The sequence below is a fragment of the Corallococcus silvisoli genome (assembly GCF_009909145.1).
In the GTDB taxonomy this organism is placed as follows: Bacteria; Myxococcota; Myxococcia; order Myxococcales; family Myxococcaceae; genus Corallococcus; species Corallococcus silvisoli.
Genome location: NZ_JAAAPJ010000018.1, coordinates 150174 through 173486 on the forward strand (window position 1 = coordinate 150174; position 23313 = coordinate 173486).

13 protein-coding genes are annotated in these 23313 nt (G+C 72.0%); 7 read left to right on the top strand and 6 right to left on the bottom strand.

Annotated elements, in window-relative coordinates; translation table 11 throughout:
* Nucleotides 1-150: 150 nt before the first annotated feature.
* Nucleotides 151-1224 (top strand): coiled-coil domain-containing protein, encoded by a 1074-nt coding sequence (locus GTY96_RS30340; RefSeq protein ID WP_161666549.1) that lies wholly within the window; start codon nt 151-153, stop codon nt 1222-1224.
* Nucleotides 1225-1307: 83 nt separating this feature from the next.
* Here the strand turns inward: GTY96_RS30340 and GTY96_RS30345 are convergent, their stop codons facing one another.
* On the bottom strand, nt 1308-2825 hold the full coding sequence (locus GTY96_RS30345; RefSeq protein ID WP_161666550.1) for a Kelch repeat-containing protein: 1518 nt from the start codon (nt 2823-2825) through the stop codon (nt 1308-1310).
* Nucleotides 2826-2955: 130 nt separating this feature from the next.
* On the opposite strand from GTY96_RS30345, the gene GTY96_RS30350 reads away from it, so the two are divergent.
* Both GTY96_RS30350 and GTY96_RS30355 read left to right on the top strand, forming a co-directional pair.
* Nucleotides 2956-4497 (top strand): sensor histidine kinase, encoded by a 1542-nt coding sequence (locus tag GTY96_RS30350; protein ID WP_143907350.1) that lies wholly within the window; start codon nt 2956-2958, stop codon nt 4495-4497.
* The gene (locus GTY96_RS30355) at nt 4494-5813 is read left to right on the top strand and encodes a M16 family metallopeptidase (RefSeq protein ID WP_143907352.1); all 1320 of its coding nucleotides are present in this window, start codon (nt 4494-4496) and stop codon (nt 5811-5813) included. Before GTY96_RS30350 ends, GTY96_RS30355 begins: the two co-directional genes overlap by 4 nt.
* On the opposite strand, the gene GTY96_RS30360 is transcribed toward GTY96_RS30355, so the two are convergent.
* Complete coding sequence (locus GTY96_RS30360; RefSeq protein ID WP_235685979.1) at nt 5791-7104, bottom strand: tetratricopeptide repeat protein; 1314 nt, start codon at nt 7102-7104, stop codon at nt 5791-5793. The genes GTY96_RS30355 and GTY96_RS30360 overlap by 23 nt on opposite strands.
* Nucleotides 7105-7159: 55 nt before the next feature.
* Between GTY96_RS30360 and GTY96_RS30365 the strand changes: the two genes are divergently transcribed.
* Entirely contained in the window at nt 7160-7504 is a 345-nt protein-coding gene (locus GTY96_RS30365) for a hypothetical protein (protein ID WP_143907356.1), read from the top strand.
* Nucleotides 7505-7535: 31 nt separating this feature from the next.
* Here the strand turns inward: GTY96_RS30365 and GTY96_RS30370 are convergent, their stop codons facing one another.
* From GTY96_RS30370 to GTY96_RS30385, 4 genes are read right to left on the bottom strand one after another with little or no spacing between them, the layout of a single operon-like run.
* A complete protein-coding gene (locus GTY96_RS30370) occupies nt 7536-9038 on the bottom strand; it encodes a DUF4388 domain-containing protein (protein ID WP_143907357.1) in 1503 nt (500 codons plus the stop codon).
* Nucleotides 9039-9062: 24 nt separating this feature from the next.
* Nucleotides 9063-10913: a GGDEF domain-containing response regulator gene (locus tag GTY96_RS30375; protein ID WP_143907359.1), complete on the bottom strand. Its 1851-nt coding sequence runs from the start codon at nt 10911-10913 to the stop codon at nt 9063-9065.
* Between the two features lie 34 nt (nt 10914-10947).
* Nucleotides 10948-11799 (bottom strand): diaminopimelate epimerase, encoded by an 852-nt coding sequence (gene dapF, locus GTY96_RS30380; protein WP_161666551.1) that lies wholly within the window; start codon nt 11797-11799, stop codon nt 10948-10950.
* A gap of 24 nt (nt 11800-11823) precedes the next feature.
* Nucleotides 11824-18354: a methyltransferase domain-containing protein gene (locus GTY96_RS30385; RefSeq protein ID WP_161666552.1), complete on the bottom strand. Its 6531-nt coding sequence runs from the start codon at nt 18352-18354 to the stop codon at nt 11824-11826.
* Nucleotides 18355-18480: 126 nt separating this feature from the next.
* On the opposite strand from GTY96_RS30385, the gene GTY96_RS30390 reads away from it, so the two are divergent.
* From GTY96_RS30390 to GTY96_RS30400, 3 genes are all read left to right on the top strand, one after another.
* Nucleotides 18481-19266, top strand: coding sequence for an IF-2 protein (locus GTY96_RS30390; RefSeq protein WP_143907364.1), 786 nt, complete (start codon nt 18481-18483; stop codon nt 19264-19266).
* A gap of 413 nt (nt 19267-19679) precedes the next feature.
* Complete coding sequence (locus GTY96_RS30395; protein ID WP_407926989.1) at nt 19680-22193, top strand: ribonucleoside-diphosphate reductase subunit alpha; 2514 nt, start codon at nt 19680-19682, stop codon at nt 22191-22193.
* Nucleotides 22194-22251: 58 nt separating this feature from the next.
* Nucleotides 22252-23262: a ribonucleotide-diphosphate reductase subunit beta gene (locus tag GTY96_RS30400; protein WP_143907366.1), complete on the top strand. Its 1011-nt coding sequence runs from the start codon at nt 22252-22254 to the stop codon at nt 23260-23262.
* The last annotated feature ends 51 nt before the right edge of the window (nt 23263-23313 follow it).

The window sequence follows — 23313 nt, forward strand, 5'->3', positions numbered from 1 at the left end:
CCTCATGGGGGACGGAAAGCAGGCGGGCGGCTGCGCCGGGCCGGCGCGGTGGGCGGGGCCCGGCGGGTCGCCTGCCAGTGAAGCCTTGACGCGCCATGTCCGGGCGGTAGGCTGCCCCGCTTTTTGCATCCTTCTGTGGAGGTCGTTCCCTTGCTGTTTGCACTCATCCTCGTATCGGTCGGGTTCGCGGTGACGCTCGGCCTGCTGCTCTTCAGAGACACGAGCGGCACCGGCGCCAACGCCGGCCGGCCCTCGCTTTCGACGTCCTCGTCGCCCTCCGTCCGGGGCGAGCTGGAATCGGAGACCAAGGCGCGCGCGAAGGCGGAATCGGAGGTCCAGCGCAAGCAGAAGGAGCTGGACGAACAGCGCGCGCAGCTCCAGGAGGTCAAGGAGCAGCTCAAGCAGGCCAAGCGCAAACTCTTCGAGCAGAAGGAAGGCGACAAGGGCTCCAACGACCTGGTGAAGGCCCGCGCCGAGGTGGAGCGCAACGCCAGCGTCCAGTTGGAGCAGACCCGCTCGGAGCTGGCGCAGGCCCTGACGGAGAACGCCCGGCTGCGCGCGGACAGCGAGTCGCGCGGTGGCGCCCGTCGCCGTGAGGCCCCCGCCGCCGCCCCGGCGCAGACGCCCGCCGCCGCCCCCGCCGCCCCGGCCGAGCAGATCGCCGCGCCCGCGAGCGAGCCCGTGGTGAGCGCGGCGGTGTCGGTGACGCCCGTCCCCGTGGCCCCGGCGGAGCCCGTGCGCCGCTACCGCGAGCTGAACGACGCGGACCGCGAGAAGATGGACCGCCTGGAGCAGGCGGCGAACAAGGACCGCGCCCGCGCCGTGGAGCTGGAGAAGGACCTGCGCCGGGTGAAGGGCCGCGCCGACACGCAGGCGCGCATCCTGGCCGTGACCAAGTCCGAGGCCGACCTGGGCAAGGACAAGTACAAGGCGCTGGAGAAGCGCCTCAACCGGACGCTGCTGGAGCGCGACCTGCTTCGCCGGGCCATCAAGGACCTGGAGAAGAAGACGGGCATGCTCGCCGAGCGCACGGAGCTGACGCCGGACGAGGTCGCCGCCAGCGACCAGCGCAGCGACGAGATGGCCCGCGTCCGCGCGGAGGCGGAGGCCCGCGCCGCCGCCCCGGCCACGCCGACCGAGTCCGCGCCCTCCGAGACGGCCGCCGCCCCGGCGTCCGCCGAGGCCGAGGCGAAGCCCTCCGAGGCCTCTTCGTCCAACGCCTGAGCCGCGCTCCCGCGTGAAACACCGAGGCCCCGCCGTCCCCTCTCCGGGACGCGGGGCCTCCGTGTTTCTCGCGCCGCCCCATTTCAGTCGCGAGGCGGAGGCATCATCACCAGAGCCTCGACGGGGGCACGGATCTCCTCGGTGCTGTCGTCCACGCCGCCCACCACCAGCACGGAGCCATCCGGGAGCGCCGAGCACGTGTGCCACGCGTGAGGCTGCGGCAGCAGCTTCAGGCCCAGCACGGTGGGCCGCGCGCCCGGATGCGGGGTGATCAACTCCGCCCAGGCCGTCGCGGACGTCGCGCCGGAGTCCGTCCCCCGCCCGCCCAGCACCATCACCCGACCGTCCGGCAGCGACACCGCGCACGGTTGGCTCCGGGGCAGCAGCGAGGGGCCGTCACTCACGGTCCTCACGTCCTCCAGGAGCTCGGAGGCCCCCACCGCCCGCGCGCCCCGGGCCGGGTCCACACCGTCGAAGCCGCCCATCAGCAACGGGCGCGGGGATTCCTCCGGCCGCCCCAGCACCGCCACGGTCGCGCCCACCCGAGGCACCCGCAGCCTTGGCGGCACGTGGGCCAGCCACTGGAGGTCCGTTCCGGCGAACCCGACGGCCAGCACCTCCGGGACAGGCCCTGCCATGTCCGCGCCGCCCGCGACCAGGAAGGTCCTCCCGTCCTCCAGCACGGTCAGCGACGTGTCGACACGCCGCACCTCTCCGGCCACGTCGACGAAGCGACCCGAGGCCATGTCGAAGGCTTCCGCCGTGAACACCGGGCTCCCATCCGCCGTGCGTCCGCCCACCAGCAGCACGTGCCCGTCCACGTCCACCGCCGCCGCGTGCTGGTAGCGCGCCACCTTCGGCGCGAGCTCGCTCACGGTGCCCGCCCCCAGGTCCACGAAGCGCGACGTGCGCTGCAGCGACACCGGGGCGAACGACTCCGCGCCTCCCGTCAGCAGCACCTTGCCATCTGGCAGCAGCGACGCCGTGTGGAACGCCCTCGGCCCCACGTCGGGCCCGGGCAGGAACGTCCCGTCCGCCGGATCGAACACCTCCGTGGACCCAGACACCGGCCGCGCCCCATCCACCCGGGGCGCGAAGCCCCCGGCGATCAACACCCGTCCGTCCGGCAGCGTCGTGGCCGTGTGCCCGGCGCGCACCTCCGCGGGCACCGAGCACGTGCCGGGGCTCGACGCCAGGTTCACGGGCACGAAGGCCCCCAGCCGCCGCAGGAACACGCGCACCGGCGCGGCCTGCCCCTCCGCCACGTCGAAGGGCCTGGAGCGCCCCAGCGACACCAGCTGCCCGCCCTGATCCGGGGCGCCCGCGTAGGCGCGCACCTCCAACACCCGGGCATGGCCCGCCGGCAGGGCCGGCACGTCCTCACCCGTCCAGTCCACCGTCGACACCCGCTCGAGGGGCGCGTCGAGCCCCGGGCCCGTCACGCGGAAGCGCAGGTGCGTCGCGCCCTCCAGGGGCGGCGTCCCGGCGCAGGCCACCGTGATGAGGTCCAGGGAGGGACGGACCTCCTTCTGCCCGCAGGCAGGGACCAGGGCCAGGAGGGAGGCGGCCAGGAGCGTGGAGCGGACGAAGCGCGGAGCCATGGGCGGACGCTACCAGCCCCCTCCCCGGAAGGGCGGAGTCTGGACGGCCGGGCGGGGCGGAAGCAGGCGTGCCGGCGGGGATTGCGCTGTAATGCACCCGCCCCAGGACGTATGTCCTGTCCCCTCCGCCATGAAGCTCTCGCTCGCCACCCGCATCTTCCTGGGCTACGCGCTGGTGCTGCTGACGTTCGGGACGGTGTCCCTCTTCAGCGTGGCGGAGCTGCACCGCAACCGGTTGGAGATCCGGCTCGTCAGCCAGGGCTACCTCCAGCTGTCCCAGGACGCCGCGGCGCTGGAGACCTTCCAGACCAGCCAGGAGAAGGACACCGAACGGGTCCTGGAGCAGAACAGCGTGGAGACGCGCCGCGCGCTCATCCGGCTGGCGAGCCTCTACTACGCGCCCCAGATGGCCCAGCGGCTGGAGGCCGCCCGCGGCAAGGCCCGCGAGGTGCTCACCTTCGCCCCTGGCGGCGAGGTGCCCTTCGTGATGGAGCTGGACTCTCGCTTCGCGGAGCTGTCGCGCAACTCCCAGGCCTACGGCCGCGCGGTGGAGGCCGTGTTCACCGCGCTCTCCTCCGAATCCCCCGAGAGCCAGGACGTGGCGCGCGCCACCGCCGAGCTGCGGCAGCTGGAGAGCGCCATTGGCCGGGAGCTGCGCGTGCTGCGCGCCACGCTGGGCAACCGCATCCGCGAGCGCGTGGATGGCGCCGAGGAGCGCGAGCGCCGCACCGGGCTCACCATCATCGCGCTGTCCATCATGGCCATTGGCGTGGGCGTGGGCGTCACCGCGTGGAGCGCCCGCACGCTGCGCCCGGTGCGCACCCTCATCGAGGGCGTGTCCCGCATTGGCCGGGGTGACTACTCCGCCCAGCTGGGCGTGCGCGGCGAGGACGAGGTCGCCTTGCTCGCGCGCGAGTTCGACCAGATGGCCCGCTCGCTCCAGGCGCGCGAGGCGCAGCTCAAGTCCCAGGCCGAGGCGCTGATGCGCGCCGAACAGCTGGCCGCCGTGGGCCGCATCTCCGCGCAGATCGTCCACGAGGTGCGCAACCCGCTGTCCTCCATTGGCCTCAACGTGGAGCTGCTCCAGGACGCCGTGGACAGCGCGGCGTTCGACTCCGCCGACACCGCCGCCGAGGCGCGGGAGCTGCTCTCCGCCGTCACCCACGAGGTGGACCGCCTCACCGACGTCACCGAACAGTACCTGCGCATGGCCCGCCCGGCCCGGCCGGACCTGGAGCCCGAGGACATCATCGCGGTGCTCGACGGCGTGCTCGACTTCACCCGCGAGGAGCTGGTGCGCGCGGGCGTGGAGGTGGTGCGCGACTTCGCGCCCGACACGCCCCGGGTGCTCGCGGACCAGGGCCAGCTGCGGCAGGTGTTCCTCAACCTCCTGCGCAACAGCCGGGAGGCCATGCCCACCGGAGGCAGGCTCACCGTGGCCACCGCGCCGCGCGACGCCGACGTGGAGGTCACCGTGCGCGACACCGGCGACGGCATGACGGAGGAGGTCCGCCGCCACCTCTTCGAGCCCTTCTTCACCACCAAGGAGGGCGGCACGGGCCTGGGGCTCGCGGTGAGCCAACAAATCCTCCAGGCCCACGGGGGCTCGCTCTCCTGCCAGAGTATTCCCGGCCAGGGGACGACCTTCGTGTTAAGGCTTCCCCGCGCATGAGCTTTACACCGTACCGGGACGTGCTGCCCTCCGGGCTGCGCGTCGTCACCGTCGAAACGCCCCACCTGCACACCGCCCTCCTGGCCGTCTACGTGCGGACCGGCAGCCGCCACGAAACGGTGGAGAACAACGGCGTCAGCCACTTCCTGGAGCACCTCTTCTTCCGGGGGAGCGAGGGCTGGCCGGACACGGTGAAGATGAACGCGGCGGTGGAGGAGGTGGGCGGCAACCTCAACGGCGCCACCACCCGCGACCACGGCTACTACTACACCCCGCTGCACCCGGCCCACCTGCGCGTGGGCCTGGACGTCATCGGCGACATGCTCACCCGCCCCCGCCTCACCGACATGGAGGTGGAGCGGCAGATCATCCTGGAGGAGATGCTCGACGAGGTGGACGACAAGGGGCGCGACATCGACCTGGACAACCTGTCCAAGCGCCTGCTGTTCCCCGGCCACCCGCTGGCCTTGAAGATCGCCGGCACCCGCGAGTCCGTGCAGGCCCTTACCCACGCCCAGGTGCTCGAACACTTCGCCCGGCACTACGTGGCCGGCAACCTGGTGGTGTCCGCCGCGGGCAGCGTGAAGCACTCGGAGGTGCTGGCGCTGGCCGAGCGCGCCTTCGCCCACCTGCCCCAGGGCGTCGCCTCCACGGAGAGCGCGCCCCCCGCCCTGGGCCCCGGCCCGCACTTCCACTTCGTCTCGCATGACGAGTCGCAGACGGAGTTCAAGCTCACCTTCCGCGCCGTGCCGGAGCAGCACGAGGACTTCCCCGCGCTCCAGATCCTCCGGCGCCTGCTGGACGACGGGCTGTCGTCGCGGCTGCCCTTTGAGATCGTGGAGAAGCGAGGCCTGGCCTACTCCGTCCAGGCCGGGCTGGACACGTACCACGACATCAGCCTCTTCGAGATTGAAGCGGCCAGCGCGCCGGAGAAGGCGTCGCTGGTGGTGGCCGAGGCGCTGCGCGTCCTCTCCGCGCTCTGCGAGGAGGAGGCGAGCGAGGAGGAGCTGAACCGCGCCAAGCGCCGCCACCGCATGCTGCTGGAGTTCTCGCAGGACTCGCCGGGTGAGCTGGCCGGGTGGTTCGGCGGCGTGGAGCTGTTCCGCACGCCGGAGACGTTCAGCCACCGCGCGGATCAGGTGGACCGCCAGACGGCCGCGAGGGTGCGGGAGGTGGCCCGTCGCTACTTCACCCGCGAGAACCTGCTCGTCGTGGCGGTGGGCCAGCGCAAGGGCCTCAAGGCGCTGGAGCAGGTGGTGGCGGACGCGGAGGGCCTTCCCTCCTCCGCGGGGGTCAGCGCCGGCCGCCGCGGATGATGAGGGGCCCCGTGGGGGCCTTCTTCTTCTGCGGTGTCGCCTTGTCGATGGCCTTCTGGATGCGCAGGTACTCGGGGTTCTGCGGCTCGCGCTTCAGGGCCTCGTCGATGAGCTTCCTGCCGCGCGGCAGCTGGGTTTCGAACTGCGCGTAGAGGTTCGCGAGCGCGGCCTTCTCCTCCACCGACGCCTCGCCCAGGCCCATCAGCCGCTCCAGGACGGTCTGCGCGTCCGGCTTGCGGCCCGCCTTCAGGTGCAGCCGCCACATGCGCGACAGCGCGGGCGAGAAGCCGGGCTCCGCCTTGAGGGCGAAGCGGTAGCTGTCCTCCGCGGCGCGGGCGTCGTCCTGGTCCTCCAGCACGCGGCCGCGCACGTACAGCGCGCGGGCCAGGCGCGGACGCAGGTGCAGCGCGCGGTCCACCAGCTGCTGGGCCTCCGACGCGCGGCCCTGGGCCCGGACGATCTCCGCCAGCCACGCCAGCGCCTCCGCGTTGTCCGCGTCATCCTCCAGCAGCTTCTTGAGGGCGCCCTCGGCCTCCGCCGGGCGGTTCAACGCCATCCACACCCGGGCCTTCATGGCCACGACGTCGGTGGTGTCCGCGTCGGCCGGGGGCACGGACTGGAGGTCCGCGTCCGCCAGGTCGGAGAAGCCGCTCATCAGGAAGTAGCGCGCGCGCAGGAGGCGGGCGGGCGTGAAGCTGGGCGAGGCCTGGAGCACGCGGTCCATCAAGTTGGCCGCGAGCAGCTCCTCGCCCTTCATGAGCAATATCTCCGCCTCCACCGTCTTCGTCGCGGCGTCATCCGGGTTCTCCCGGAGGATGCGCTCCAGCGTGGTGAAGGCCTCGTCCGCGTGGCCCTGCCGGGCCTGGAGGCGGGCCAGGAACAGGATGTCGTCGTTGGTCAGCTTGCCCTCGTCCCTCAGGCTGACGAGCGTGGAGATGGCCTGGGCGCTCTGCCCCTCCCCCAGGTACAGGTCCGCCAGCTGCTTTTGGATGACGGGGTCGGTGCCGGGCAGGAGCCCCTCCGCCTGCTTGAGCGTGAGGATGGCCGCGCCTGGATTGCCGGCGCCCTGGTGGGCCTTCGCGAGGAGCAGCAGCGGCTCCACGCTCTCCGGCGCCGCGTTGGCGGCCTTCTGGAGCGCGGCGATGGCGCGGCTGTAGCTGCCCTGGGTCAGCGCCTCCCGGCCCTCGGACAGGGAGGATTGGACCTGGACGGCCTGCTTCTGGGCGGCCGCCGTCTCCGGGTCCTTGCAGGCAAGCGGAAGGAGCAGGACGAGCGTCCAGGGACGGGGCAAAAATCGAGGGGGCATCGCTGAGGGACAGGGTAGCGGATGTTATCCTCCCCCGTCGATGGACCCTTTCGTGCGACGCCTCGTGGAGAGGCTTCATGATCCCAGCCGGCCGCTGTCGCGGAACCGGCACTTCCACACGTTCGACACCCCCGAGGGTCGGATGGCGCTGAAGGTCTTCCGTCGGCTGCGCAGCCTCCAGCAGGACATCCTCGCCTGCCACCAGGAAGGCCGCCGCGCCCGCATCTCGCGTCAGGTCAGCCCGAACGGGGACCACCGCATCGAGCTGTGGATGGAGCGCGTCGCCGGACGCCGCGTGTCCATGCTCCAGCCCGCGGAGTATGAGCTGCTCGCCCGGCTGCCGGGCGTGCGGGACGCGCTGGAGGTCCTGGAAGAAGCCGCCTGAAGCGCCGCGCCCCAGCCCCGGGCGCCGAGGCTCAAGGAGGTGTCACGACGGCGGCGCGCTGCACCTGGGAGACGCCGGGCAGCGTGGGCGCGGGGTTGAGCGCCTGGACGAGCATGGCGCGCAGGGCGTCCGTCAGGTCCTCGCCCGGGGCGCTCGCTCCCGCGGGAGCACCCTGCAAGGGCGCGGGGATCTCCGTGCCCACCACGACGATGGGGATGCGGACCTCCCACGCCAGATAGTGCGCCAGCCGCACCGCCGGCTCCGAGGTGTCCATCAGCAGCGCGCCAATGGACCCCGCGCTGAACGGGCGCCACAGGGGGCGCGCGGCCTCCGCGGGCGGCAGCACGCAGAAGTCCACGTTCAGCACGTCGCTCAGCGCCAGGCGCCCCAGCGTCCCGAAGCCGCTCTTCACCGCCGTGGGGTCCGCCGACAGCGCCTCCAGCCCCGGCACCCGCGCCAGGATGCGCCGCGCCGCGGACGAACCACTGCCGCACACGAACACCTTCGCCGTCGCCACCTTCGCCAGGGTCCGCGTGCGCAGCAGGCGCCCGCGCAGCGCGTGCACCTCCGCCGCGCCGATGAGGTCCCCCGCGCCCAGGTTCTGGCCTTCGCTCTCCGTGGGCCGCGCCACGCCCTTCTGGAGCAGCGTGGACAGCACGCCCAGCACCTCCATGTCCGTGGCGGGCGCCAGGTCCAGCACCTCGCCCAGCGCGCGCGGCTGGCGGAGCAGCTCCATCACCTGCGCCGTCACCGGGTGCTGCTCCTCGGAGAGGTCCACCTCCGGCGCCAGCATCAGCCGCGTGTGGCGCGGCGGCAGGCCCGGCAGCAGGCGGTTCACCTCGTCCGACTGACGCATGCCCTCCAGGAGCGCGTCGTCCATCGCGCGGTTGATGCGCGGGCGCGCGGCGCTGGTGCCCGGCGTGAAGGTGAAGTTGCCTTCGGTCCACGACAGGAGCCGGAACAGCGCCTTCTCCCCCTCCACCCTCCCGAGCCGCGCGTTCACCGTGCGCCCATCGGAGACGGTGATCTCCCCGCGCTCCGAGCCGCGCTCCAGCGCCAGCCGGCCGTTGCGCTTGTTCATGCCCAGGATCTGCATCAGGTCCGGGATGCTGAGCTGGCTGAGCGACCCTTCGATCTCCTGCTGCTCGCTCTTGAGGTCCTTGGCCGCTTCATTGCGCCGGAAGATGTGCTCGATGCGGCTGAGCACCTCGTCCAGGTTGAACGGCTTGCGCAGCGTGCCGTCCCGCATGCCCCGCGCCCGGTCCGTGTCCAGGCTGGACGTGGTGAGGACCACCGGGATGTCCTCGGTGCGCGGGTTGGTGCGCAGGATTTGAACGAACGTGCGCGCGTCCAGCAGCCGGCACGCCTCGTCGAAGAGCGTCAGGTCCGGGTGCCGCAGCACCGCGACCTCCAGCGCCCGCGAGCCATCCGGCGCGTAGTGCACCTGATAGCCCTTGGTGCGCAGCGCCCTCGACAGGGCGCGCACCGAGTCGAGGTCGGGGTCGGCGATGAGGATCTTCCGCACCTGGGCCAAGGTCGCTTGCTCCGCTTCGTGAGGTCAGTAGGGCTGCAGGTCGTATTCGGCCTGCAGCTTGGAGATGAGCCCGTCCACCACCGCGGTGTCCGAGGTGTGGAACCCCCACGTCGCGCCCCGGCCGCGCCGCTGGATGAGCGCGTACGAGGCGCTCTCCGACAGCCAGAGGATGAACTCATGGCGCGCCACGCGGTCATCCCCTTCCAGGAACACCGGCGTGAGCGCCGCGTGCGACTCCAGGTCCACGCGCCGGCCCAGCAGGTAGATGCGCGACGACAGGTCCGGAGGCGCCTGCTCCAGGCCCACCGCCAGCGGGAGGTCCGCGCGGATCTCCGGGCCGCCCACGTACAGCAGCCCGCGCGAGCCGGGGTCGCGCACCAGCTCGCGCGCGATCTCCACCTGGAGCTCGTCGAAGAGCACGTCCGCCACCTTGCCCCGGCGGCTGGGCTCGGCGCGGTCGTCCGTGGGCAGGCGCGGGCTGTTGGGCGTGCCCAGCAGCAGGTCCACCTCGTCCCAGAACGGCAGCCCGTCCAACATCAGCCGGCGCTGGAGCGACGCGCGGCGCTCGTCCATGCGGCGGCGGCAGCGGTGCACCAGCTCGTCGAAGTCCTCGCCGTCCTTGGGGAAGGTGCTGGCCCCGCCCACCAGCGCCAGGGGCAGGCGCTGCTCCACGTCCTGGACCTCCGGCTCGTCGCGCACCGCGGCCACCGCGCGGCGCACGAACATCATCGCGCCGAAGAAGTCCGTCTCCGGCAGGAGGAGGTAGAACTCCTGGTCGCTCGCCTTCGCGATGACGTCCGAGTCGCGGATGATCTTGCTGAGCGCCTTGATGATGCCGCGCACGGCCTTCTTCGCGTCCTGCGCGCCCAGCCGCACGCGCACCAGCGGCAGGTTGTCGATGCTGAAGGTGAGCAGCGAGAACGTGCGCCCGTACCGCCGCGCCTTGTAGATCTCCTTGGAGGCGTAGTCGGTGAAGTAGCTGAGGTTGTACGCGGCGGTGTCGCGGTCGCGCAGGCCCAGGCGCTGGAGCGCCATCAGCTTGCGGCCGTTCTTCACGCCCACCGCGGCGAAGTCCGCCAGCACCTTCGCGTCGCGCGTGTGCTCCGAACGGAAGTCGCCCGTGAGCGGGTCGGACAGCTGCGCGAGCCCCATCACCTCGCCCGCGGCCACCAGCGGGACGTACAGCACCGGCGAGCGCTCATCGCGCGCGAGCCACGGCGCCGCTTCCCGCAGGCGCAGCGACAGCGGGCCCTCCGGGCTCATCTTCTCCGGCAGGAACTGCTTGTCGAGCAGGCCCCGGTACGCGCGCAGCGCCAGGTCTCCCCGGTCGTCCACCACCCACAGCGCGGCGCTCTGCGCGTCGCACACCGCGCCCAGGTCCGCGATGACGCGCTCCTGGAGCCACTCCAGGTCCGGATGGGAGAGCAGCTCCAGGCAGCGCTGCTGGAGGTTGTGGAAGCGGGCGAACTCCAGGTTCTCGTCCTGGAGCCGCGCGCGCTCGTGGCGCAGCTGCGCGCGCTCCATGGCGCGGTCCACCGCGAGCTGCAGGTCCGCCTCTTCGATGGGCTTGGTGAGGCAGTCCGCCACGCCCAGCCGCAGCGCGACCTCCGACCCCTGCACGTCGTCGCGGTGGCTGACGAGGATGACCTCCTGCTCCGGGTCCCGCTCGCGCAGGCGCGAGGTGAGCGCGAAGCCGTCCACGCCGGGCATCACCACGTCGGTGAGGACCACGTCGAACGTCGCCCGCGCCACCTCTTCCAGGGCGAGGGTGGCGTTCTCCACCGCCACCACGCGGTGCCCGCGGCGCGACAGCAGGTCCGTGGCGAGTTGTCGGAAGAACAGGTCGTCGTCGACGACGAGGATGGGACCGGCCACGGCGCTCGGGGGAAGGAGGGAGGAAAGGCGAAGGCTATCGGGCCCTTGGAAGCGCGACAACGCCTTCGAAGACGAAGGACACGGGCCCCCGGAGTCGGATGTCGGACAGATCCTCCGGAACGCGGATGCGCAGGTCGCCGCCCGGCAGGGTGACGCGGAGCCAGGCATCCGAGGGCAGGCGCTTCGCCAAGACCGCCGCCACGGCCGAGGCGCATGCCCCCGTGCCACAGGCCTGGGTGAGGCCGCAGCCCCGCTCCCAGACGACGACGGTGAGGCCGTCCTCGTCCACGCGGACGAACTCCACGTTGGTGCGGTCCGGGAAGGCCGGGTGCCGCTCCAGGCCGGGGCCCAGGCGCTCGGCGGCTTCCAGGGGTTGATCCAGGAGGACCAGGTGCGGGTTGCCCATGTTCACGGCCGTGCCGCGCAGGTCCGCATGGCCGGGCACGGGGGCATTCACGAAGGGCTGGCCCGTCGCCCCCGACGGCAGGTTCGCGGCCACCAGCCGCGCCGGCCCCATGGAGATGTCCACGCGCACCACGCCGCCGTCGCCGTAGCCGGGTTCGCAGGTGAGGACGCCCGCCCCGGTCTCCACGTCGATGAGCGCGGGGCGCCGCGGGGCCTGATCCACCAGATACTTCACCGCACAGCGCAGGCCGTTGCCGCACATCTCCGCGATGCTGCCGTCGGCGTTGTGGACGACCATGCGGGCGAGGCCGCGAGACGACGGGAGGATGGCGAGCACCCCGTCCGCGCCAATGCCACGGCGGCGGTCGCACAGCCAGCGTGACTGCACCGCGTCGATGTCCAGGCCCGTGCCACGGCGGTCCAGGACGACGAAGTCATTGCCCAGGCCGTGGTACTTGAAGATGCGTTCGCTTGCGTCCACGGGGGCAAGTGTAGACGGCGCCCGCTATTCGCGCTCGCCGACCTTCTTGGGAGCGGACGGAACGTCCAGGGCGGGCATGGCCCGGCGTGAAGCCCCGGGGGCGGCGGGTGCACTGCCGCGGCGCAGCTCGGCCAGCTCGGCCTCTCGGGCGGCGATCTGGTCCTGCATGGTCTCGACGTGGGCCTGGAGGACCTCCATCTCCGCGGCCATCTCCAGCACGGCCTCCGGGGGCTGGGCGGCGGAGGCCTTCGCCTCCTCGAGGGCCTGGACCAGCGCCTCGCGCTCCGTCTCCAGGGCCTCCAGCCGAGCCTGCTGTTCGCGGATCCGGGTGGTGAGCCCGTCGCGTTCGGCGCGCTCGGCGTCCAGCAGGCGCGCGGCGTCCGTGGCGGCGGTCTCCAGCGAGTTGGTGCGGCCCTCCAGCCGGACGCGGGCGGCGCGGGCGACCGTCAGGTCCGACTGGAGACGCTCGCGTTCGGAGGCCATCGCGGTGCGCTCGGCGTCGGCGCGGCGGGCCTGGGCTTCGGCGTCAGCCACGGACTGGGACAGGGCGGCCACACGGGCCTCCAGCGCGGCCTGTCCGGCCCGAGCGTCCTCGAGCGCGGTGGCGAGGCGGCCCTCCAGCGCGGAGAGCGCGTCGCGCGTCTGACCGGCGGACTGGGTGAGGCGGGTTTCCAGTTCGGCCTGTTCGGCCGCGGCGCGAGCCTGGGCCTCCGCGAGCCGGGCGTCGTGCTCTGCCAGCACGGCCTGCGCCTGGGCGGACAGGTCCAGGATCCGGGCTTCGAGTGTGGCCTTCTCCTCCGATGCCCGAGCGGTGACGTCCGCGAGACGCGCTTCGATGGCGGTCCGCTCCGAGCCAGCCTGTTCGGTGAGTTCGGCGAGGCGCGCTTCGAGCTCCGCCCGGTCCGTGCCGGCCTGCGCGGTGACCTCCGAGAGACGGACTTCGAGTTCGGCCTTCTCCGTCCCCGACCGCGCCAGGGCCTCGTTGAGGCGCGCTTCGAGTTCGGCCTTCTCCGTCCCCGACCGCGCCAGGGCCTCGTTGAGGCGCGCTTCGATCTCAGCCTTCTCCAGGCCGGCCCGCGCGAGGGCTTCGTTGAGGCGCGCTTCGATCTCGGCCTTCTCCAGGCCGGCCCGCGCGAGGGCTTCGTTGAGGCGCAGCTCCAGCGAGGCCTTGTCGGTGCCAGCGCTGCTCAGCGCCTCCGTGAGGCGCAGCTCCAGCTCCGCCTGCTCGGTGCCGGCCTGGGCCGTCATCTCCGCGAGGCGAACCTCCAGCTCCGCCTTCTCCGCGGCGAACCGGGCCTCAGCCTCGGAGAGCCGGGCGTCGCGTCGGGAGAGCTGTTCCTCGAGCGAGGAGGCCTGTTCGCTCCCGGTCCGAACGGCGTCCGTGAGGCGGGCCGTCTCCGCGCGAGCCGTCTCCAGCTCGGAGCGCAGTCCTTCGAGCGAGGACTCCAGGTTCGTGGCCTTGCCCGCGAAGCGACGCGCGGTCTCGAGCTGCACCACGAGCACTTCGGCGTGCTCCCGCGTGGCGGCGAGCCGGTCGCTGGCGTCGACCAGCTCCGCTTCCAACCGGCCGACCTGCTGGCTCCGCTCATGCAGCGCGCCGTGCGCGCGTTGCAGTTCGGACCCCAGCCGCAGCAGCTCCTGGTGCGCGGCGGCGAGCTGAGCCGACTCCGCGCGCAGGGCCGTCAACTCCTGCGCCTTCAGCTCCAGATGCTCGCGCAGTTCGTCCAGGTCCTGCTGCTGACGCTCGCTTCGAGAGTGGGCGCCTTCCAGCTGCGCCTCCATGGACACACGCAGGGCACTGGCTTCACGCAGCTCCTGCTCGCGCGCGGTCAGGGTCTCCGTGAGGCGCGTCGCCCGGGCTTCGGCCTCACGGGCCGCGTCTTGCGATTGGGAGCCCGCTTCGAGGCGGGCTTCGGCGCTCTTTCGCGCGGCCTCGGCCTGCGCGAGCGAATCCTCGAGCGCGCTCAGGTTCGCCGTCTCCGCGGCGAGCCGGAACTCCACCTCCGTCAACGAGGCTTCCAACTGGGCGCGGCGGGAAGTCTCGGAAGCAGAGCGCTTCTCCGCGTCCGCCAGCGACTGTTCGAAGGTCGCGAGCCGGGACTCCGACTCCTTGAAGGATGCTTCCAGCTCGGCACGGCGCGTGGACTCGGAGGTCCACCGCGATTCGGCCTCCGCGAGCGACTGTTCCACCGAAGCCAGTCGCGAGGCCGCGGCGGCATGCCGGGCTTCCGCCTCCGACAGCGCCGTCTCCAGCGCGGCGAAGCGAGTGGACTCCTCGGCCCGCTGAGACTCCGCCGCCGCGAGCGTCTCTTCCAGCGAGATCCGTCGAGCGGTTTCGGAGGTGAGTCGGGCTTCGGAGTCCGCGAGCGCCTGCTGCATCGCGGGGAGGCGCGCGGCCTCCTCGGTGAACCGGGTCTGGCTGTCCGCGAGCTCCGCTTCCAGCTCCGCGAGCCGGGACTCCTGATGACGAAGGGTGAGCCGCTCGGACTCCAGGCTCGCGCGAAGGGCCTCCTCACGGGCTCGGGACTCCTGCTCAGCCTCGGCCAGACGCGCACCCTGGGCCGTGGACTCCCCACGCAGCGCGTCCCACTCCGAGCGGAGCGCGGCCAGGGCCTCGCGGGCCTCCGCGAGCGCCGCCTCGTCCTTCGCGCGCGACTCGCGCTCGAGCGACGCCTGCGTTCGGGCTTCATCCAGCGACGCAAGGGCCTCGACCTCGGACCGCTGGGCCTCGGTGAGCTCCGCGCGCAGCTCGCGCACCGCCGCATCCTGGGCGGCCTGCGCCTGCTTCGCATCCGACAGCGCGATACGGGCCTCTTCCAGCTCCCGGGCGTGTCCTTGAGCCACGTCCGACACGGCCGCGTTCGACTGCCGCAGCTCCAGCAACGCGGCTTCATGCCCACGCTGCGCTTCCGCGAAGGCGGCCTGGACCTCTGAAAGGGTCTGCCGCGTCTGTTCGAGCGCGACCTCGGTGGACAGCCGCGCCGCACGCGTCGCCGTCAGGTCCGCTTCGAGTTCGGCGCGGGCGTCACGCATCGTGCCCAACGTGGCTTCGGCCCGCGCACGCTCTTGCTCAAGCTCCGAGGCGGAGTCCACTCGGAGCTGGGCGAATGACGCCTCCAGCCTGACGCGTTGCGCGCGCTCCTCTTCCAGGACCGTTCGCGCGACGCCCAGCGCGGCATCCAACCGGAGCCGATCCGCCTCCAGCGCGCCCTGGGCCTCGTTCCACGAGGACTCGGAACCCTCCAGCCGGGTGCGCAGGGCCCGCTCAGCGTCAAGGGACTCCTGGAGGTTCGCGAGCGCCACCTGCGCGCGGGCCTGCTGTTCGCGCTCCGACAGCAACTGAGCCTGGGTGTCGGCAAGCAGCGCCTCCCAGCGAGCCCCCCGCTCCTGTTCGGTGAGCAGGGACTCACGCACCGCACGCAGGTCTTCCTCCGCGGAGGCCAGCGCCGCGTCCACTTGCCGCCGTTGGGTGCGCTCGGTCGCGAGGACCTGCTCGGCCGCGTCCAGCTTCTCCTGGGTCGTGCGTCCGGACTGCTGCTCCCGCGTGAGGTCGTCCTGGATGAGCGTCGCCAGGGCTTCCGCGTCGGTCAGCTCCTGCCGCAGTGAACGGAGCGTGGCTTCCAGTTCCACGCCACGAGCCTCGGCGGCCTCGCGCGCCTGGTTCGCCTCCGCGAGCCGCGCCCCGTGCTCCCACACCTCGCGGGCCAGGGCGTCGCGGGCCTCGGAGCGGACCTGCTCGAGCCGTTCATCCGCTTCGTCACGTGCTTGCTGGAGGCCCCGAGCCGCCTCGGCGCGCACGTCCGTGAGCACCTGCTCCGTCTGACCGCTCGACTCGGCCAGGGCGCGAGCCTCCCGCGCCTCCGCGTCGGCGCGAGCCTCGGTGAGCGCGAGGGCATGCTGGGCTTCCAGGGCCGCGACGGCGCTGGCCGCGCGAGCCTCCGCCGCTTCCAGCTGACGAGCCAGCTCCGCTTCCGCCTCGGCACGCACCTGCGCGAGCATCCGAGCGGACCGGACCTCTGCCTCCTCCAACTGCCGGACCCGCTCCGACTCCGCCTCGGCGCGGGCTTCCGCCAGCTCCCGTGCGCGCAAGGACTCCGTGTCCGCACGCGCGTCGGAGAGTGCCTGCGCCGAGCGGGCCTCGAACTCCGCGAGCTGACGGGCCCGCTGGGCCGCCGCACTGGCCCGGACCTCGGCGAGCGCCTGCTCCCGACGAAGCTCCGCTTCCGCCAGCGCCCGCTCCTGATCCGCAGCGGCATCCGCCAGCGCCTTGGCGAGTCCCGCCTCCGCGCTCGCCTGAGCCTCCGCCAGCGCCGCGTCGCGCGCGGCCGAAGCCTCCGCCAGCGCCTTCGCGAGCTCCGCCTCCGCGCTCGCCTGAGCCTCCGCCAGCGCCGCGTCGCGCGCGGCCGAAGCCTCCGCCAGCGCCTTCGCGAGCTCCGCCTCCGCGCTCGCCTGAGCCTCCGCCAGCGCCGCGTCGCGCGCGGCCGAAGCCTCCGCCAGCGCCTTCGCGAGCTCCGCCTCCGCGCTCGCCTGAGCCTCCACCAGCGCCGCGTCGCGCTCCGCCTCCACGGCTTCACGCGCGTCCGCCAGGGCCCGCTCGAGTCGCGCCTCCTCCTCCGCGCGGGCTTCCCCCAACGCGCGAGCGAGCCGCGACGCCTCCTGCTCGCGAGCCTCCTCCAGCGCGCGCTCCTGCCGCGAATCCGCGTCGGAGTGCGCGACAGCCAGCGCGTTCGTCACCCGCTCGTCGGCCTCGGCGCGAGCCTGCGCCAGCGCCTCCTCCAACCGCGCCTGGGCCTGGGCGCGCTCCGCGTCGATGGCCTGGACGAGCGCGGCCTCCACCCGGACGCGCTCCGTCTCCGCCGCCACCAGCCGCTGTCCCGCGACGTGCTGCGCGGACTCCACCCGCTGCTGCTCCGCCTCCAGCGCCTCCACGCGAAGCCCGGCCGCATGGAGCTCCTCCTCCAGCCGCGCCGCCAGCGCCCGCGCCGCGGACTCTCCCTGCGCGCGCCCGTCCAGCTCCCGCCGCAGCCGCGCTTCGGCCTCCCGGGCCGCGGCCAGCTCCGTCTCCAACCCGCGAAGCGCCGCCTCGCGCTCCGAGAGCCGCCCTTCCGCGTCCTTTCGCGCCCCTTCGGCGGAGTGCATCCGCTGCTGCGCCTCGGCGAGCTCCCGGCGAGCGCGCGCCAGCTCCGCCTCCTTCACCGGCACCGCGTCGCCCGCCGTCCGCGCGGAGTCCTGCGCGCGCGCCAGCTCCGCCTTCAGGTGCTCCACCGCCGCGAGCGCCGTCGAATACTGCTCCGCGATGCGCAGCTCCCGCTCGCGGGCCGCCTCCGCCTGCCGGCGCCGGTCCTCGGCTCCGTCCTGGGCGCGCTCCGCCGCCAGCCGGTCCCGCTCGCGGTCGATGCGCAGCGCCCCCAGCTCGTCCTGGAGCGTGCGCAGCTCCGTGTACGCCTGCGTCAGCCGCTCGCGGGACTCGTCCAGCGACGCCGCCGTCTCCTCGCGCCGCGCCCGCTCCAGCCGCAGCGACTCCTGGGCCGCCAGCACCTGCACGCCCGCGTCCGCCTGCGCGCGCTGCGACGCCTCCACCTCCAGCCGCTGCGCCGTCAGCCTCCGGTCCGCGTCCGCGATCCGCTCGGTCGCGACCTGCAACTCCAGCTCACGGCGCCGCAGGCGGCTGCTCAGGTCATCCCGCTCGCGCGCGGACTCCACCGTGCCCCGGGCGTGCTCCAGCTGCGCGGTCAGCCGCGCCATGTCCTGCCGCGCGCCCTCCAGCGCTGGCTTGAGCGCCACCACCTCCGCCTCGCGGTCGCCCACCTCCGCGCGCAGCCGGGAGACGACCTCCTTCAGCCGCTCCGTCCGCTCCTCCCACGCCTTCGCCCGAGCAGCGACCGCGTCCAGCTTGCCGCGGGTGTAGGCCAGCGGCTCCGGCGGCAGCTGCACCCACGTGGGGTCCACCACCCGCGCCGGCTCCAGGCCCGCCATCACCACGAAGTACGCCGCCTCGCTGTGCCGCACCAGCGAGCCATCCACCTGCAGCCCCTCCCCGCGCTCGAACGCCAGCTGGTAGCCCAGCACCGGCGACTGCGTGGCCACCTCCACATGAGGGAAGTGCGCCGACAGCGCGTCCAGGAGCTGCCCGTACGTGGGCGGCACCGGCTCATCGGGATCCACCAACTGCGGCAGCGCCAGCCCCGCGATGTTGCGCAGGCCGCCCACCAGGAAGCCCTGCCGCGCCACCAGCCGCGCCAGCTCCGCCAGGAGCTCCGGCGCGCGCACGTAGGGCGCCAGGTCCGTCACCAGCACCAGGTCGAAGCTCGCCGGCTCCAGGTCGTCGTAGACGTTGGCGCGGAAGCGCAGCTGCGGGTGCGCGTGGGCCTTCTGCGCCGCCTCCACCGCCTCCACGTCCGCGTCGCACGCCACCACGGTGCGCGCGCCACGCTCCACCAGGAAGCGGGCGCTCTCGCCCCCCGTGGACGCCACGGCATCGACCTCGAGCACGCGACGTCGCGCGAACAGGCTCTCCGCGAAGATGTAGCGGGGCAGCAGTTCGCTGGGCCCCATGCGACGAAATGTGGATTGCAAGAGTCTGTTCCGGGCACGGGAGTATACCGTCGCCCCAGGAGGCCCCAAGTTAAGGGCCAGCAACCAGGACAGGCGCACCGCCCGTCCGACCGGAGGGCAGGCGACATGACCACCCATTCACCGCAGGGATTCGGCTACCGGGCCCGCCGCACCTTCACCCGCCTGCTCGTCTTCCTCGTCATCCTCGGCCTGGGCGGCGGCGTCGTCTTCCTCCTGGGCCAGCTCAACGCGCGCACGTTCACCGTCGTGCAGGAGAACGGCGAGCTCGCGGTGATGAAGGGCCGCGCCCTGCCCACCGGGGCCGCCGCCTACCGCCCCGGCGACCCGCGCCTCGCGGACGCCTATGCCCCCATTCCCCTGGAAGGCCAGGACGTCACCCTGCTGACGCAGCAGAAGTTCACCGACCGCGACGACCTGGACCGCGCCCTCTTCCCCCTCCTGGAGACCCTGGCCCGCCCGCGCATCGCCTCCGGCGAGCCCGCAAAGGTGGAGCGCGGCCTCTATTACCTGCGCCGCGCGGAGAAGCTCTCCGGCATCACCGAAGAGCAGCGCCGCAGCCTCCAGTCCATGCTCACCGACGTCGCCTTCTACCAGGCCCGCCAGAAGCTGGAGGACGCCCGCCGCCTCGTGTCCGAGGGGCTCGCCCAGCTCAAGCTCGCCTCGGAGACCGAGAACCGCCACGCGCGCGCCGCCAACCAGATGCTCACCACCGTGGGCCCCTCCGCCCGCGACCTGGAAGAGGCCCTGCGCCGCGCCGTCCATACCGACAGCGCCCCGGACAACAGCCCTGTAGCACCCGCCCCCCCGCAGCGCCCCTCGTCACCCTCCGGTGACACCGCGGCGCAGCCCCCGGCGGCCGGCCCAACCCCCGATGCGGGGCCCCTGCCCTGATCTTGAGGGGTTGGATGACCCCATGAAAAACACGCGGCTGGACCCCCCTTTCGTGACACGGAAATGTCCGCCGCCAAACGTCGAAAACCGTCCCCGTACGTGATCATAGATTGCAAGCATCGATCCGACGGTTCAGGCAGCCGCCCACAGGATCTAGCGTTGACACACTGGATGCCCCCCCATAGCTTGTGGGCCGCCGAGCGGTCACCCGGGGTTCCGGGGGGCCGCACCCAAGACCTGGAGGCAGTGTGGTTTTCTTGCGCGACACACACTTTTGCCTCACAAATCACTACATGTCGGACTGTTGTCGCCAAGCCCTCGGGCCCTGATCGCCCGTCAGTCCCCATCCCCACACCGCCAAGTCATGCCAACGGGGGCTGTCCGCCCCGACCAGGACGGTCTGATTCGTCCTGATGGCTACGCCATTGCCTTGCTTTGGAAGTGAGACGCCCGTGACCGTCCAGACGCCCTTGAAGCCGACCGCCGTTGCCTCGCCGCCCCCCGACTCCGTCACCGTGGCGCCCGCCACGCAGGCCGCGGCGGCCGTGAGCGACTTCGCCACCACGATGCGGGTGAAGAAGCGCAACGGCACGGCGGAGTCGGTGGACCTGAACAAGATCGTCCGCGCGGTGGGCAAGTCCTGCGTGGGCCTGTCGCGCGTGGACGTGATGCGCGTGGCCACGAAGACCATCAGCGGCCTGTATGACGGCGCCACCACGCGCGAGCTGGACAGCCTGTCCATCCAGACCGCGGCGGCCCTCATCGTGGAGGAGCCCGAGTACGCCCGGCTCTCCGCGCGCCTGCTCTCCACCTTCATCCAGAAGGAGGTCAGCAACCAGGACATCCAGTCCTTCAGCCAGTCCGTCGCCGCGGGCCACAAGCACGGCCTCATCGCGGACCGCCTGCTCACCTTCGTCCAGGCCAACGCGCGCAAGCTCAACGCCGCCATCGATCCGGTCCGCAACGACCTCTTCGAGTACTTCGGCCTGCGCACCGTCTACGACCGCTACCTGCTCAAGAACCCGCAGACCCGCGAGGTCATCGAGACGCCGCAGGACTTCTTCCTCCGCGTGGCGTGCGCGCTCTCCGGCGACAACGCGCGCGAGGCCATCGAGCTCTACCGCCTGTTCAGCTCGCTGGAGTACCTGCCCAGCTCCCCCACCCTGTTCAACTCCGGCACGCGCCACGAGCAGCTCTCCAGCTGCTTCCTGCTGGACTCGCCGGCGGATGAGCTGGACGCCATCTACAAGAAGTATTCGGACATCGCGATGCTGTCGAAGTTCTCCGGCGGCATCGGCGTGGCGTACCACCGCGTGCGCGCGCGCGGCTCGCTGATCAAGTCCACCAACGGCCACTCCAACGGCATCGTCCCGTGGCTCAAGACGCTGGACGCGTCCGTGGCGGCGGTGAACCAGGGCGGCAAGCGCAAGGGCGCGTGCTGCGTGTACCTGGAGACGTGGCACGCGGACATCGAGGACTTCCTCGAGCTGCGCGACAACACCGGTGACGAGGCCCGCCGCGCGCACAACCTGAACCTGGCCAACTGGGTGCCGGACCTGTTCATGCGCCGCGTGGAGGCCGACCAGGAGTGGAGCCTCTTCGACCCGAAGGGCGTGCCCCACCTCACCGACCTCTTCGGCGACGCCTTCGAGAAGGCCTACGCGGAGGCCGAGGCGCAGGGTCAGGCCGTGCGCAAGGTGAAGGCGCGCGACCTGTACGCGCGGATGATGAAGGTGCTGGCCCAGACGGGCAACGGCTGGATGACCTTCAAGGACATCTCCAACCGCAAGTGCAACCAGACGGGCCAGCCGGGCAACGTCATCCACCTGTCCAACCTCTGCACCGAAATCCTGGAGGTCACGAGCCAGGGTGAGACGGCGGTGTGCAACCTGGGGTCGCTCAACCTGGGCCGCATGGTGAAGGACGGGAAGTTCGACTTCGACCTGCTGCGCTCCAACGCGATGCTCGCGCTCAAGCAGTTGGACCGCGTCATCGACCTCAACTACTACCCCATCCCCACCGCCGCGGACTCCAACCGCCGCTGGCGCCCGGTGGGCCTGGGCCTGATGGGCCTCCAGGACGTCTTCTTCCAGCTGCGCCTGCCCTTCGACTCCGTGGAGGCGCGCAACCTGTCCAAGAAGATCTCCGAGGAGATCTACTACGCGGCGCTCGTCACCTCCTCCGACCTGGCGGAGCAGTTCGGCGCGCACCCGGCCTTCCCGGAGACGCGCGCGGCCAAGGGCGAGCTCCAGTTCGACAGCTGGGGCATCGTGCCGGAGGACACCCTGCGCTGGGACGCCCTGCGCTCGCGCATCATGAAGGTGGGCCTGCGCAACTCGCTGATGATCGCCATCGCGCCCACGGCCACCATCGCGTCCATCGCCGGCTGCTACGAGTGCATCGAGCCGCAGGTGTCCAACCTCTTCAAGCGCGAGACGCTGTCCGGCGACTTCCTCCAGGTGAACCGCTACCTGGTGCGCGACCTCCAGCAGCTGGGCCTCTGGAACGAGAGCACGCGCAACCGCATCAAGATGGCCGAAGGCAGCGTGCAGGACCTGACGGAGCTGCCGGAGGAGCTGCGCGCCATCTACCGCACCGCGTGGGAGGTCCCCATGCGCTCGCTGCTGGACATGGGCGCGGACCGGGGCGCCTTCATCGACCAGAGCCAGTCGCTCAACCTGTTCGTGGAGACGCCGAACATCGGGAAGCTGTCCTCGATGTACTTCTACGCGTGGCAGAAGGGGCTGAAGACGACGTACTACCTGCGCTCGCGCCCGGCGACCCGCATCGCCAAGGCCACCGTGGGACAGGGCGGCCCGACGATTGCCGCCGCGCCCGCGCCGGTGGTGTCGCAGGTCGTCACCGCGGAGGCCGAGGCCGTGGCGTGCTCGCTGGAGAACCCCGAGGCGTGCGAGGCGTGCCAGTAGCCGCGCGCCCCGCCCTCCTTCCGCCCCATCCGTCCTTCGTAAGGGAGTCGCCGAAGCCATGCTGCTCGACCCGGGAATGAACCTGACGCTGCGCCCCATGGCGTATCCCGTCTTCTTCGAGATGTACCGCAACGCCATCAAGAACACCTGGACCGTGGAGGAGATCGACTTCTCCACGGACCTGGTGGACCTGCGCTCGAAGATGACGGACGCGGAGCGTCACCTCATCCACCGGCTGGTGGCCTTCTTCGCCACGGGCGACTCCATCGTCGGCAACAACCTGGTGCTCAACCTCTACAAGCACCTGAACGCGCCCGAAGCGCGCATGTACCTGTCGCGCCAGCTCTACGAGGAGGCCCTGCACGTCCAGTTCTACCTGACGCTGCTGGACAGCTACGTGCCGGACCCGGCCGAGCGCGCCAAGGCCTTCGCCGCGGTGGACAACATCCCGTCCATCCAGCGCAAGGCGCGCTTCTGCATGAAGTGGATGGACAGCATCCAGGCGTTGGATCAGGTGCGCTCGCGCTCGGACCGCAAGCAGTTCCTGCTGAACCTCATCTGCTTCGCGGGCTGCATCGAAGGCCTCTTCTTCTTCGCGGCCTTCGCGTACGTGTACTTCCTGCGCAGCAAGGGGCTGCTCAACGGGCTGGCCGCGGGCACCAACTGGGTGTTCCGCGACGAGAGCGCCCACATGGCCTTCGCCTTCGAGGCCATCCAGACCGCGCGCAAGGAGGAGCCGGAGCTCTTCGACGCGGGCCTGGAGAAGGACGTGGTGCAGATGCTGCGCGAGGCCGTGGAGTGCGAGACGCAGTTCGCCCAGGACCTGCTGAGCGGCGGCGTCGCCGGCCTCTCCGTGCAGGAGATGCGCGGCTACCTGGAGTACGTGGCCGACCAGCGCCTCCAGATGCTGGGCATGAGCCCCGTCTTCCACACCAAGAACCCGCTGCACTTCATGGACCTGCAGGACGTGCAGGAGCTCACCAACTTCTTCGAGCGCCGCGTGTCCTCCTACCAGGTGGCCGTGGGCGTGGGCGCCGCGAACGACGTCGTCTTCGACGCCGCCTTCTAGGCCTCCCTCCCCCGCGACAAGACAAGGGCCGTGCCCCGCGAGAACAGCGCG

What these genes read in the sequence shown, in the direction of transcription:
- GTY96_RS30345 (WP_161666550.1), bottom strand. Translation starts at nt 2,825, where the DNA reads ATGGCTCCGCGCTTCGTCCGCTCCACGCTCCTGGCCGCCTCCCTCCTG.
- GTY96_RS30350 (WP_143907350.1), top strand. Translation starts at nt 2,956, where the DNA reads ATGAAGCTCTCGCTCGCCACCCGCATCTTCCTGGGCTACGCGCTGGTG.
- GTY96_RS30355 (WP_143907352.1), top strand. Translation starts at nt 4,494, where the DNA reads ATGAGCTTTACACCGTACCGGGACGTGCTGCCCTCCGGGCTGCGCGTC.
- GTY96_RS30365 (WP_143907356.1), top strand. Translation starts at nt 7,160, where the DNA reads ATGGACCCTTTCGTGCGACGCCTCGTGGAGAGGCTTCATGATCCCAGC.
- GTY96_RS30385 (WP_161666552.1), bottom strand. Translation starts at nt 18,354, where the DNA reads ATGGGGCCCAGCGAACTGCTGCCCCGCTACATCTTCGCGGAGAGCCTG.
- GTY96_RS30390 (WP_143907364.1), top strand. Translation starts at nt 18,481, where the DNA reads ATGACCACCCATTCACCGCAGGGATTCGGCTACCGGGCCCGCCGCACC.
- GTY96_RS30395 (WP_407926989.1), top strand. Translation starts at nt 19,680, where the DNA reads ATGGCTACGCCATTGCCTTGCTTTGGAAGTGAGACGCCCGTGACCGTC.
- GTY96_RS30400 (WP_143907366.1), top strand. Translation starts at nt 22,252, where the DNA reads ATGCTGCTCGACCCGGGAATGAACCTGACGCTGCGCCCCATGGCGTAT.